This window comes from Xanthovirga aplysinae, from assembly GCF_009711365.1.
Classification (GTDB): Bacteria; Bacteroidota; Bacteroidia; order Cytophagales; family Cyclobacteriaceae; genus Xanthovirga; species Xanthovirga aplysinae.
In genome coordinates this window covers 1-13,466 of sequence record NZ_SMMB01001239.1, presented here as the reverse complement: position 1 = coordinate 13,466, position 13,466 = coordinate 1, and the positions used below count along the sequence as shown (strand labels likewise).

The following is a 13,466-nucleotide window of genomic DNA, read 5'->3' as shown; positions in this document are numbered from 1 at the left end:
GACGAAGGGAAAACTATCCTTTTTATTTAAATACTCTCAAACTCCGGAATCAGGAAAGAATATATTATAGAATTATTCGGGGCTAAACAATTATAGTTTCTTCAAAATCCACCAATTCCTGAAACTAAAGTTTAATCTTCTAAATAAATCACATCATGAAAATTATAGCCAAAGATAACCTTGAAAAGAGATTTATTCGTCAATTTCAGATTGTGGGCATTATAATTAGTTTAATTCTGCTTACAGGTTTTACAATTATCGAGATGCTTTTTTTCTATTATTAGAAACTCTGTCTGTATGAAGAAGTTAAATTTATCGTTTTATTACAAGAAACAATCTGCTCGGTTTTTTCTCTATTAAAAAAAGCCATACATTTGCATCAAATTTAAAATGATTATAAAAAATAAAATGGACGCAGGACCCAGTTATAGTTTAAGCAAACAATATGCTTTGTCGCATAACCATATTGCCCCTGGCAACTGTGGGCTTGGTGATGTTGTGCTCCAACATAACCCAGGCTTCATTTGTTTATCCTTCAGCTAACTCACCTATTGCTGGAAAGGAAAACCTTTGTTTTAACTTTTTTTACCTATCTCATCCTTGTTCTTCTAATACCCCAAAATTTTTTAAGCCTAGTATAGTAGGACATAATTGGTTCTTTGCCTATTCTGATGCCTATCATTTAATCAGCATTTGGTTTTTTGTAATTTCCATTCCTCCTTGACTGACTACTTTATTTCCTGAAAGTTCGGTTTAAAACCGATAGTTTAATTTTCAATGGATTGTCCAACCTAAAACAGGAAAGGAGGTAGTTATGTCTACTTTAGATTTTATTTTTCGATTAAGCCTGGCAATGTTGCTAGGTGCTGGCATTGGATTGGAACGCCAATGGCGAAACAGAAATGCCGGATTAAGAACCAATGCCCTAGTGGCAATTGGGGCAGCTAGCTTTTTGCTTCTTTCTGAAAGTTTGACGAATGAAGTAGGAGATCCTAGCCGAATTGCAGCTCAAATTGTAAGTGGAATTGGCTTTTTGGGAGCAGGGGTGATCATGCGGGATGGCGTTAATGTGCAAGGACTTAATACAGCAGCTACGCTTTGGTGTTCGGCAGCTGTAGGAACTATGACTGGTGTAGGTTTACTTATAGAAGCCTTCCTCACGACTTTTTTAGTTGTAATAACGCATTTCATTTTAAGGCCAGTGGGTAACAAATTGCAGAGGTTTGCCAATAAATCCAGTTCCAGACAGGTCCGTCCCGATTTTAAACTTTCGACTTTTAAAAATGGTGAGAGTGAATAGTGAATTCATGATTTAATTAAAAATTGGGTAGTCCAAATGAAGCGCTTAAAACTGCTTTTTTAAGAAAAATGAATGGTAATACCTCCGTTACGATGATTATATCTGCTGAATTTATGGTTTCTAAGAAGGAGGTGTCCATTAAAGAAATGGGAAATATAGTAAAATATTAATGCTAGGATGTCAAGAGAAAGAAAATGACTGTAAGAGAAAAACAGCTGTTGATTGATGAACTTTTAGAGGAAAACAATCTAATAGAATTAGTACCTGTTTTGCAGGAATTGCCTGTTGTAGAGGTAGGTGAAATTCTTGGACAACTGGAAAATGAGCATCTACTGCAGATTTTACCAAAATTTACGGTACAGCAACAGGGGCTGATTTTATCGGAGTTTGATTTCAGCAGACAAATTGAATTATTTCATTTGTTGGATCGGATGACATTTGCTGAAGCCTTTGAGAATATGTATTCTGAAAGTAGAGCAGATTTATTTCAGCAAATGACTGTAGAGGAGCAAACCATGTTGCTACCCTATTTGTCCAAATTGGTACGTGAGAATGTAATTAAATTAAGTGCCTATCCTCCGGAAACTGCTGGAGGTATCATGAGCACCGATTTTGCCACTGTGCTTTTAGACATGAGCTGTGAACAAGCCATTGCAAAAATACGGGCTGATGCCCCTTCCAAGCGGATGATTTATTATGTCTACGTAGTGGATAAGGATATGCGAATGCAAGGTTTTATTACCTTGAAAGATCTAATGCTAAATCAACCGGAAACCCTGGTTAGGGATGCTTTACATAGAGAATATGTCTTTGCACGAGTGGATGATGACCGGGAAGCTGTGGCCTCCCAGATTGCCAGGTATGATTTGGTGGCCATTCCTATTTTAAACGCCGAAGGACAGTTGGTGGGAATTGTTACCCACGATGAAGCCATTGAAATTATCAGGGCAGAAGATACCGAAGACCTGGAAAAGATTATGGGTATTGTTCCTGCTAAAGAAGAGTTAGATTATCTGGATACTTCTTCCTGGCAGCATTTCAAAAAAAGGGTAGTCTGGATTGTTTCTTTGGCAGCGGTTGGTATTGTGTCGGGAATGGTGATTCATCATTTTGAAGGGGTGTTGGACAAGTTATTAATTTTGGCCTTGTATATGCCGATGGTGGCGGATACAGGTGGAAATACAGGAAGCCAGGCAGCTACGGTAGTCATCCGTGCGATGTCTTTGGGACAGATTAGTGTTGCTAACTGGTTTAAGGTGATTTGGAAAGAGACTAGGATTGCCCTCTTTCTTTCGGTTTGCTTGGGGACATTGGCTTTTGCAAAGGTGGTGTTTCTCTCCTGGGAAACGGAAATTCCTGCTGCTCTTAGTTTAGGTCAAGTGGCCTTTGCTATTTCATTAGCCCTGTCTTTACAAGTTATTACTGCTACCATCATTGGTGCCGCTTTGCCACTTTTGGTAAAAAGGTTTGGCGGTGACCCGGCCGTTGCTGCTAGTCCGGCTATTACTACAGTCGTAGATGTAACAGGATTATTAATCTATTTTGGGGTGGCCGTAGCCTTCTTTAGTCTATAAGGGATTTAAATTAAATAAAGTTTTTTCTTTCTACTTTTAGATTGTATGCTCCAGACTTGTAGGGGAAATAGTGTGTTTATTAGTATTTTTCTTTGCATTCAGTTGCTCAATATGAGTGTGAATGTCGATGATTGTCTATTACCCAATAAAATGGAGAATGAGATTGAAAGTGTGATAGAAATGTTTACTTATTACTGCTTTGACCTCCCCATACAAGATTTTTCTGATGAGGGTGTTGAAAGCAAGATTGCCCTTAAAACCCCTCTAATTTTTGATATTTCTTCTATTATTATCATTCAACCCGTAAAGGAACTCTTGCTGCATTGGGAAATCCCATTAAATGTTGGGGTGCCACAAAGCTTTGTTCTTTTCATTGACCACCCACCTAATTTCATTTAATATTTTTTGGATCAGGAGATCAATTACTTTCTAGGTATTGTCAACAAGGAATGAGGAAGGGATTATTCCATTTTCTCAAACTCAATAGTCCTTTATATTCCCTTGTAGCAATTTTTGAGGTTCCCTTAAAAGGAAGTCGTTATTCCAATTATTTTGTTTGAAGGGACTTGCTCAAAAAGAATAAGGTGAAAAGAAAAATTGACAGTAGTTAAGTGAAAAAATCTTCTCGTTCTAACCTTAACACTTAAGGAATGCAAACCTTTGTTCTCGAAGAAAATATTGTAAGTGTTTTTTCTAAGATAAAACCGAATTGCTCATTTTGGTAGGTTCTTCTTTGTATAAAATTGACTTAGTACAGTTAAATATTGTAAAGTTGAGCAATAGTTTGCATTAAAAAAAAGCCTTTTCACAGGATTTTAGGGAACAACATCCTTAAGAAATCCTTTTATTTTTTCTAATAAATTTTTTTAAAAATAAGTCGATGTTAAATCATATTAAATCTATATTCTTTTTAATGACTTTGGTGATTAGTCTGGATAGTTTCGGACAGTCAGGAATTCTTAAGGGAACCGTGAAGGAAAACGAAAACGGTGAGACTGTTATAGGGGCCACCGTTTATATTAAAAGCCTTAGCAAGGGGGATGTTACCGGTTTCGAGGGGAATTATATCCTTACCAATATTCCGGTTGGTGACTATGAGGTAGAGGTACAATCGGTGGGTTATCAGCCTGTCAAAAAAATTATAACTATAAATGAAAGCGCGGCGGTTATCTATAATTTTGAATTGCAAGCTGGTGTTTTGTTAGGGGAGTCCGTCGTGGTCCAATCTCAGGCAATGAGTTCTCAGGCTTCTGCAATTAAAACACAAAAGAAAATAAGTCAGATTGCCACTATTGTTTCAAATGATCAGCTCGAGCAGTTTCCTGATATGAACATTGGAGATGCTTTGAAGAGGATCCCTGGTGTAACCATGCAAATGGACCAGGGAGAAGCTGAGGTAGGTATGGTGCGGGGTACCAGCCCTGAATGGAGTTCTGTGACAATTCACGGGGAGCGTTTGCCTTCTGCCGAAGCTGGCTCACGGGCCGTAGAGGTTGATCTTATTCCAGCAAATTTGATTCAGGGTATTGAATTATTTAAAGCCCTTACTCCGGATATGGATGCAGATGCCATTGGAGGGGTTATGAACCTGTTGCTGAGAGAGGCTCCTTATAGTAGAAATATATTTGGTGATTTTCAATCTGGAATTAATGCTTCTAATGGAAAACCTTTGGTTAATGGAGGCCTGGGTTATGGGAATCGATTCCTTAAAGAAAGATTGGGGGTTATTGGGAATATTTCCTGGTATCATAATGACCTTCTAGTGGATAATATTGAAGCCTTGTGGGATAAGGATGAGGAAGGAAACCCAATGGTTGCACAACAAAATATCAGTACTTACAATGTGACTCGGGAACGCATATCCGCTGCTTTGAATTTTGAATATACCTTTAATGAATCCAATAAACTTTATTTAAGAAATTTATATACGCACCATAATGAATACAGGGATCAATATTTATTGATTTACGAACCCATAGGTCAACTGGATGAAAATGGCATCGTAGATGGTAGGGTTAGACGACAAACAGTAGCGGGAGCTGAAAATGGGCAAAATTCCCGTTTTTTAGAAGATCAACGAATCTATTTTTCATCTTTGGCAGGTGAACATGATTTTGGTAAATTAGATTTGCATTGGTCTTTAGCTCTTGCCCGAGCGTCTCAGAATAATCCACATAGCCTATTTATGGAATATACCACCACTAGCCCTTTATCGGCTAATGAAAATTCAAGACGTCCGGTTTATACACCTCTTGAAACTAATAATAACAAGAATTTTAAACTCCATAGAATTTGGGAACAAAATGAATTTACTTCTGAGGAAGATAAAAATTTCCGGTTGGATCTACGATATACTTTCGATGAAAAAAGACAATTGAAATTTGGAAGCCGATACAGGAATAAATTGAAAATCATTGATAATAGCATTTATAACTTCATTCCTTTGGTTGACGATTATCAGCTGTTAAATCAGGTAAATCTATATGCCCCCCAACGCTCCCAATTTATGCCAGGTGATCAATACTCTTTGGGGAATTTTGTGGACCATCGGTTTTTAGGTGGTCTGGCTTTAAATAATCCTGATATTTTTAGGATGGAAGATGATGTAATTGATTATTTAACAGGAAACCTTCAGGTGAGAGAAGGCATTTGGGCTGGATATGTGATGTATAACCAACAACTTTCTGATCAACTATCATTGCTTACCGGAGTACGTCTGGAAGCAACTCATACTTCTTCGAATGGGTATGAAGTGGATGGGGAAGAAAATATTAGGGAGACAGAAGCCGAAAGGAGTTATTTAAATGTGCTCCCTCACCTTCAATTTAAATACATCCCGGAAGAAGATCTTATTTTTCGTCTTGTATGGTCGAATACCCTGGCCCGGCCTCAATATGCGGATCTGGCACCCTATAGGCAGATTAATTTTCAAACCAATAGGATAGCCTTAGGAAACCCTGACCTGAAGGCTGCAAATTCGTATAATCTTGATTTTATGGCAGAAAAGTATTTTGGTAATGCAGGATTACTTACTGGAGGGGCTTTTTATAAATATATTACCGATTTTATTTATACCAATCGTCAATCCAATTATTTGGATCCGGTTAGTGGAGAGTTGTTTAATCAGGTAATACTACCTATGAATGGAGGATATGCCCATTTGTATGGTCTGGAAATTGCCTTTCAAAGAGATTTATACTTTTTGCCTGGTTTTTTGAAGGGAATTGGGGTATATGCTAATTATACTTATACCAATTCAAGGGCTTACGGTATTCCAGACCGTGGAGAAAAGATAAGCCTTCCAGGAACTTCTAAGCATAGCCTCAATGCTTCTCTTTCCTATGATTGGAAAAATTGGGAATTTCGCCTTTCTGGAAATTATAGCAGTGCTTTTTTGGATGAATTGGATGAAGAGTCGACAATGGATGTTTACTATGATCAGCAATTTTTCATGGATTTTAACAGCACCTATACGTTAAATGATCATTGGAGAATTTTTGTAAGTGCCAATAACCTGACCAATCAGCCTTTGCGCTATTTTCAGGGAGAAAGAAATCGCACTTTTAGGGAAGACTGGACAAATCGACGATTCAACCTGGGAGCCAAATTTAATTTTTGATATTTTCAGCTTCGGTCATTTATGGCCGAAGCTGACATTGTTCTTTCTAATTATTCGGATGGAAATTTTATGCAAAGGAAAGTAAAGCTATATTCAAAAATTATAAAGACGGATTTGTTTCTTTTTTTATTCTCTAATACTGTACCTCTCCTTACTTATTGGCATTTGTAACAATAAAATTATGGCCACCAGGAATAGTGCTGGAATATCTCCATATAGATTTGGGGTTTCAATTGGATCAAAGAAAGCTTGAATAGCCATTATAGTGGCATGAACAAGGCTTGACCAAATGACAAACCAAATTAAGCTTATGTTTTCTAATGGATTTCTGGAGGCAAGCAGAATGAAAATCCCCAATACTGCATAAATGCCAATAATCATATTTTCGTACTCAGTTTGACGGGGTTCCCAACTCCAGGCTTCAGGCCAAAAATACATAAATGTCGGAATTCCAAGCAAAAACAGGAGTCCAATTACTCTAAGTGTCCACCTAAGGGTAATGTCTTTTGTTTTCATTTTTATGTCTCGTTAGTTGTTCCTTAAGGATCACCAGAAAAATAAAATTGTAAGGCTAAAAAAGCACCTTCCCCGGCCTTTTTACCCTTACTGCTTTTGTAATTAAAACAATAATATTGGGGTAGGGGGTTCCTTGTGTTTTCGAGCTTCTCTTGTTAGATTTATTAAAAAAGTGTTGTAATCAAATGGATTAGGCTTCTTCCCTATAAATTGAAAGTGCATCTTCAAGATCGTAATAGAGCGATGTTAGATTACTTTCTAAAGTCATCCAATATAGAAAGCTAAAGAGGAAAAAGGAGTGATTAAATTATTTCTGCAATATCCAGTTTATAATTGTCCAAGTCTGTTTAAGATACCCCAAATATGAATTTATTCTTTTGTTACTTCTTCAATATTTTATCTAGCAAGATTCTATTTTAAATTCTTGTTATCCTCTTTTTGTCCTCTTTATTTTACTTCAATTAATCCTTTTGGAGATATTAGAAATTTTTTAATGCACTTATTAGTGTACTTGTCCGTTTTTATCTCATCAAAGTGCTGTCATAAAGAGTCTGAGTGTGGTTTTTAATTAAAATTTTGAAAATCAGCTTGTTGATTTATTCCTTTATTTTTTTTGGAAAGTTTGGCTCAAATAGTCCATGGACTTTTAGGTTGAATATGCTATCTTTATGTTTAAACAAGTAAAAGGCAAAAAATATTCTGGATATATTCATTATGTAAATTTACTTAATATGTTCTGTTTTTTATTAATTATTAATGTTATGGGTCAATTTTTTAAGGATAACATGAATATACTTCTCCGATTAAGGATGTTCTTATGTTCATAAGTGCCAACAAGTGGAAGTTTATTAAAAAACCATATTTTTTTAAATGATTAAGAAATATTTAAGTAAAAAAAGAATCAGTATTGGGATTGGGATTTTGGTTATAATTCTGGCACTGGGAGGGTTTGTAGGTCTTCTAAGGGCAAAGAAAAGTACTACTCCCCAGGTTCAAAAAATTGTTCAAACCGTTTTTACCCAGGAAGTGCGCAATCATAGCATTCCTATATTGATTTCTGCCAGTGGAAATTTGATCGCTAAGAATAAAGTAGATCTTTATTCTGAGGTGGAGGGTGTTTTAAACCGAACAAGACCTGAATTTAAACCAGGTCAATATTATAAAAAAGGGCAAACCTTACTTCATATTAATAGTACGGAGTATAATGCTAGTTTATTGGCCGAAAAAAGTAATCTCTATAATCAAATCACTTCTATGTTGCCCGATCTGCGCATGGACTTTCCAGAGGCCTATCCTAAGTGGGAGGAATATTTGAAAAATTTTGATGTAAAAAAACCTGTTAATCCCTTGCCCGAGCCTTCAATGGAAATGGAACGGTTTTTTGTTTCCGGAAGAGGAGTTTATACCCGTTTTTACAGTGTAAAAAACATGGAGGTGCATTTAAATAAGTTTGATATTAGAGCACCTTATGATGGAGTTTTAACCGAAGCTTTAGTGACCCAGGGAACCTTGGTTCGTTCAGGGCAAAAGCTAGGAGAATTTATTGATCCTACTGTTTTTGAGATGGAAATAGCAGTGAATGCGGCCTTTAGTAAATATTTGAGGTTAGGAGAAGAAGTACACTTAAATGATTTGCAACGTAATGAAACCTGGAAAGGTAAAGTGATAAGGGTCAACGGAAAAATAGATCAGGGAACACAAACGGTGCAAGCTTATATACAGGTGAAAGGGGGAGATTTAAAAGAGGGAATGTATTTGGAAGCCTCTGTACAAGTTAAGGAGGTAGAGGATGCCTTTGAAGTCTCCCGTAGTTTATTAGAGGGAAATTCGAGATTATATGTTGTAAGAGATAGTGTGTTAGACTATCAGGAAGTGGAACCTGTTTATTTTAAGAAAGGTACCGTTGTGGTAAAAGGGCTTCCCAATGGAATTCAGGTGCTCACCCAACCTGTTCCTGGAGGTTTTGTGGGGATGCCGGTAAAGATTAGTAAAGAGTTGGAATCATAATTTCCTTTATTTTTTAGTTGTGCACCCTGCCTTATGGGTAATAAATAGCCAATTATCTGGACCTACTATACTTTTTCAATTTTTTCACCGGTAGGACGGTGTAATAAAATTTTTTTGTCATTCCACTACGGATTATATGAGAAAGGTATTAAGCCATTTTATTAATTTTCCAATCGCTGTAAATTTAGTAGTGATTGCCTTTGTTGTTTTTGGGGCGATTAGTATGTGGACCATGCGTTCCTCCTTTTATCCACAGGTAGACTCTAGATTTATAACTATAAGCATATCATATTCGGGGGCTTCTCCACTTGAGATTGAAGAAGGAATTGTTTTAAAAATCGAAGATAATTTAAAGGGGGTAGTAGGGGTTGATCGAGTGACTTCCGAATCCATTGAAAATGAGGCCACCATAACTATTGAGGTGGAAAAGGGACAGAATGTTGATTTGGTGCTCAATGATGTTAGAAATGCTATTGATCAGGTTTCTTCGTTCCCGGCAGGTATGGATCCCCCGGTTATTTCCAAGGATTTAGATAAAGAAGAAACCCTAAGTTTTGCCATTAGTGGACAGGATGTTCCTTTAAGAACTTTAAAAGCGATTTCCCGTCGTATTGAGAATGACATAAGGGCAATAGAGGGAATTTCACAGGTAGGAATTACAGGTTTCCCTAAAGAAGAAATTGAGGTTGCTGTTAGTGAAAATGACCTTAGGGCCTTTAATCTAACCTTTGAAGAAGTAGCAAGGGCAGTGTCTGAGGCCAATATCTTGGTGACTGGGGGGAATATTAAGACGGATGCTGAGGAATATTTAATCCGGGCTAATAATCGCTTTTATTATGGGGATGAATTGGATAACCTTATTGTAAGAGCAGATCCCTCAGGAAATAGTATTCGGCTGAAAGACGTGGCTGAAGTGAGGGACCGTTGGGCGGAAGACCCAAGTCGAATTTACTTTAACGGTGAGCCATCGGTAAGGGTAAGAATCAAAACAACCAATAATGAAGATTTAATTTCATCGGCAGCAAAAATAAGAGAATATGTAAAGCGATTTAATCAGCAATATAACAATGTGCAGTTGCACATTATTGCTGATGTATCCCGTACTCTGAAAGAAAGAACCCAGTTATTGGTGGACAATGGAATAATGGGGATTATTCTGGTTTTGATTTTCCTTTCTCTTTTTCTTAATAGTCGAATGGCATTTTGGGTTGCTTCAGGATTACCAGTGGCTTTTTTGGGTATGTTTATTTTTGCCCTAAAGCTGGGATTGACTATTAATGTGTTTTCACTCTTTGGAATGATCATAGTGATCGGGATCCTGGTGGATGATGGAATTGTAATCGCTGAGAATATTTATGATCATTACCAGCAGGGAAAAAGCCGGGTTCGTGCCGCCGTGGAAGGAACGCTGGAAGTAATTCCTCCAATCATGTCCGCATTGTTGACTACTACTCTGGCTTTTTCTGCTTTTTACTTTATGGATGGTGATATCGGAGATTTGTTTGGAGAAGTTGCTACTGTGGTCATCATTACTTTAAGCGTTTCTCTTGTGGAGGCCTTAATTATTTTACCTGCTCACATTGCCCATTCTAAGGCACTCTCCAGGAATCCAAAAAAGAATAAGTTGAATGTTATTACAGATAAATTCATGGATTTTATGAAACATAAAATTTATGGGCCGGCTTTAAAGTTTGTTTTAAATAATAAATTTCTGAGTTTCTCTATCATTATGGGGGCATTGCTCTTGACAATTGGGGGGATTGCCGGAGGAGTGATTAAAACCACATTTTTCCCTGCTCAGGACAGTGATCGGGTAACTATTGACCTTTCTATGCCCCAGGGAACCAACGAGGCCATTACTGATTCCATTATCACAAGAATTTCAAGGGTAGCCTACCAGGTAAATTTGGAATTTACAGAGAAACAAACCGGAAATATCCCAGTGATTACAAGTTTTTCAAAGCGGATAGGCCCAGGAACCAACCGTGCTTATTTGGATTTGGATCTGATGCCGGGAGATGACCGGGATTTTGCGGCTTATGAAGTTTCCAATGCCATTCAAGAAAGAGTGGGAATGGTCCATGGGGCGGAAAAAATCACCTATAGTTCAGGTTCAAACTTTGGAGGAAAGCCGGTTTCTATATCTCTTATTAGTAATAATATCCAGGATTTGAAGGAGGCAAAAGTTGAATTAAAACAAGAGTTGGAAAAAAATCCCCTGTTAAAGGATGTTTTGGATAATGATCCGGTTGGGATTAAAGAAATAAAAATCCGATTAAAGGAAAATGCATACCCTTTAGGTCTTACGCTGCAAAGTGTGATGGATCAGGTACGTTATGGATTTTTTGGTTTTGAAGCCCAACGTTTTCAAAGAGGGCAGGATGAAATTCGGGTTTGGGTTCGGTATGACCGCTCTGATCGTTCTTCCATTAAGAACTTGGATAATATGTGGATTACTACCGACACTGGCAGTAGGATTCCTTTTTCTGAAATAGCCAGGTATGAGATTCAACGAGGAGAAGTAGCCATAAACCATTTAGATGGACAACGCGAAATTTTGGTAGAGGCTGATATGGTGGATCCTAATGGAAGTGCCACGGATATTCTGGAGGATTTAAGAGAGCGGGTAATGCCAGAGATTATTTCTCGACATCCATCCGTAAATATACTATATGAAGGGCAAAACAGACAGGCTTCGAAATTAACAGCTTCTTTGTCAGTAGCCTTGCCTGTGATCCTTTTTTTAATTTATGCCGTAATTGCCTTTACTTTCCGTTCCTATAGTCAGCCTTTGTTGCTTTTATGTTTAGTGCCCTTTTCTGTAATTGGTGTGGCCTGGGGACATTGGATTCATGGATTCCCAATTAATATGTTATCCTGGATGGGCATTATTGCTCTCTTGGGAGTGATGATCAATGATGGGCTGGTGTTTATGGAAAAATTTAACAGTTTTTTAAAGGAAGGGTTGAAAATGGATGAAGCCTTATTTAATGCGGGAGTTTCCCGCTTCAGGGCCATTTTCTTAACCTCGGCAACCACTGTGGCCGGATTACTTCCTTTGTTATTGGAGCCAAGTCGGTCAGCCCAATTCCTAGTTCCAATGGGAATTTCTTTGGCTTATGGTATGATGGTCGCAACCTGTATGACCTTATTGATATTACCTCTTTTTATTACCTTTTCCAATTCTGTCAAGGTGCATTGGAGATGGTTGGTGAGTGGCAAAATGCCAGCCCCAGAAGAAGTTGAAAGGGCAATTAAAGAAAAAAATGTGGAGCACCATGAAGCATAAAAGTAGAATGAGAAGTGCTTTAAAAGGAATAATTGTAATGTTTCTGTGGGGACAGACAACTACTCTTTTTGCTCAGGAAATACTGACTAAAAGTGAAGCTGTTAAACTGACCCTTGAGAATAATTACGATATTAAGATCGCCAGAAATGATGTGAGAAAAGCAGAAAATAATGCCAGTATCTTTAACAGCGGCTATTTACCAACTTTAGGGGTAGATGCAAGTGTAGATACCAGACAAAATAATACGAATATTTCTACTGCAAATGATGGATTGGAGGAACGGTTTAATGGGGTCAACTCCCGTGAATATAATGCCAATGCGGAGGTCAGTTATGTCATTTTTGATGGAATGGGAAGAGCTTATAATTTTAAAAAATTAAAGGAAACCAGAAATTTATCCAAACTTGAGGCAAGGCAGATTATGGAGGCTTCTTTGCTTGATCTATTTACCGTATATTTTGAAGTGGGTAGGCTTACTGAGAATTTGAGGCAGCAGAAGCAGACGTTGGAAACTTCAAAGCAAAGGTTATTGAGGGCTACCTACAATTATGAGTATGGTCAGGGAAACCGATTGGATGTGTTGAATGCCGAAGTGGATGTAAATAATGATAGTATTGGTGTATTAGAAGTTGGCCAACAGCTGAGTAACTCCAAAAGAGATTTGAATGTAATTTTGGGTCGGGATGTTAAGGAAATTTTTGAAGTAGAAACCGATGTCAAATATACGGAAGGTCTTGAGTTAAATGAATTGCTGGAGTCTGCAAGTGCCCGCAACGTTACTATCTTACAGGCAGAAAAAAATATCCAAATCAGTAAGCTGGATTTTAAGATTAGTAAATCGGGATTGTTACCTAAACTTAGTGCTTATGCTGGCTATGGATACAATCGATTAATAGGTGATGGAAGAATTAGCAGTAGGCCCGATCAAGCTAATTTAGGAGTTGTGGCAGGTGTAACCATGACCTGGGCTGTTTTTGATGGAGGCCTGACGAAAACCCGAATTCAAAATTCCAAAATAGATATGGCCAATCGGCGGATTCAAATGGAACAAATTGAAAATGTGCTAGAAAGAAATGTAGTCAACGCTTGGGAGACTTATCAAAATGCTTTATTTATTTTGTCAGCTGAACAAAAAAATGTAGAGACCAATAAATTGAATTT

The 13,466-nt window shown here is 37.6% G+C and carries 9 protein-coding genes; 8 read left to right on the top strand and 1 reads right to left on the bottom strand.

All coding sequences use genetic code 11. The annotated features are described in order from the left end of the window. The first annotated feature begins 814 nt into the window (after positions 1 to 814). The 5 genes from E1171_RS18560 to E1171_RS18545 all read left to right on the top strand — a co-directional run bounded on the left by E1171_RS18560 (position 815) and on the right by E1171_RS18545 (position 6,493). Positions 815 to 1,300, top strand: a complete 486-nt coding sequence (locus tag E1171_RS18560; RefSeq protein WP_155207557.1) for an MgtC/SapB family protein — start codon at positions 815 to 817, stop codon at positions 1,298 to 1,300. Between the two features lie 23 nt (positions 1,301 to 1,323). Further along, a complete protein-coding gene (locus tag E1171_RS24315) occupies positions 1,324 to 1,470 on the top strand; it encodes a hypothetical protein (RefSeq protein WP_222931540.1) in 147 nt (48 codons plus the stop codon). Positions 1,471 to 1,494: 24 nt separating this feature from the next. Further along, on the top strand, positions 1,495 to 2,874 hold the full coding sequence (mgtE, locus tag E1171_RS18555; protein ID WP_155207556.1) for a magnesium transporter: 1,380 nt from the start codon (positions 1,495 to 1,497) through the stop codon (positions 2,872 to 2,874). Between the two features lie 45 nt (positions 2,875 to 2,919). Then, entirely contained in the window at positions 2,920 to 3,273 is a 354-nt protein-coding gene (locus E1171_RS18550; RefSeq protein WP_155207555.1) for a hypothetical protein, read from the top strand. A 481-nt stretch (positions 3,274 to 3,754) separates the two neighbouring features. After that, entirely contained in the window at positions 3,755 to 6,493 is a 2,739-nt protein-coding gene (locus E1171_RS18545; RefSeq protein ID WP_155207554.1) for a TonB-dependent receptor, read from the top strand. A gap of 126 nt (positions 6,494 to 6,619) precedes the next feature. On the opposite strand, the gene E1171_RS18540 is transcribed toward E1171_RS18545, so the two are convergent. Next, positions 6,620 to 7,009, bottom strand: coding sequence for a DUF6632 domain-containing protein (locus E1171_RS18540; protein ID WP_155207553.1), 390 nt, complete (start codon positions 7,007 to 7,009; stop codon positions 6,620 to 6,622). Between the two features lie 870 nt (positions 7,010 to 7,879). Here E1171_RS18540 and E1171_RS18535 point away from each other — a divergent pair. From E1171_RS18535 to E1171_RS18525, 3 genes are all read left to right on the top strand, one after another. Then, positions 7,880 to 9,016: an efflux RND transporter periplasmic adaptor subunit gene (locus E1171_RS18535; RefSeq protein ID WP_155207552.1), complete on the top strand. Its 1,137-nt coding sequence runs from the start codon at positions 7,880 to 7,882 to the stop codon at positions 9,014 to 9,016. Between the two features lie 136 nt (positions 9,017 to 9,152). Beyond that, a complete protein-coding gene (locus E1171_RS18530) occupies positions 9,153 to 12,305 on the top strand; it encodes an efflux RND transporter permease subunit (RefSeq protein ID WP_155207551.1) in 3,153 nt (1,050 codons plus the stop codon). Further along, positions 12,295 to 13,466: TolC family protein (locus tag E1171_RS18525; protein ID WP_187696532.1), on the top strand; the 1,172-nt coding region annotated here is incomplete at its 3' end. The genes E1171_RS18530 and E1171_RS18525, both read left to right, overlap by 11 nt.

Excerpts from the sequence above, each read along its gene's own strand:
- E1171_RS18560 (WP_155207557.1), top strand. The coding sequence starts at position 815 with ATGTCTACTTTAGATTTTATTTTTCGATTAAGCCTGGCAATGTTGCTA.
- mgtE (WP_155207556.1), top strand. The coding sequence starts at position 1,495 with ATGACTGTAAGAGAAAAACAGCTGTTGATTGATGAACTTTTAGAGGAA.
- E1171_RS18550 (WP_155207555.1), top strand. The coding sequence starts at position 2,920 with ATGCTCCAGACTTGTAGGGGAAATAGTGTGTTTATTAGTATTTTTCTT.
- E1171_RS18545 (WP_155207554.1), top strand. The coding sequence starts at position 3,755 with ATGTTAAATCATATTAAATCTATATTCTTTTTAATGACTTTGGTGATT.
- E1171_RS18540 (WP_155207553.1), bottom strand. The coding sequence starts at position 7,009 with ATGAAAACAAAAGACATTACCCTTAGGTGGACACTTAGAGTAATTGGA.
- E1171_RS18535 (WP_155207552.1), top strand. The coding sequence starts at position 7,880 with ATGATTAAGAAATATTTAAGTAAAAAAAGAATCAGTATTGGGATTGGG.
- E1171_RS18530 (WP_155207551.1), top strand. The coding sequence starts at position 9,153 with ATGAGAAAGGTATTAAGCCATTTTATTAATTTTCCAATCGCTGTAAAT.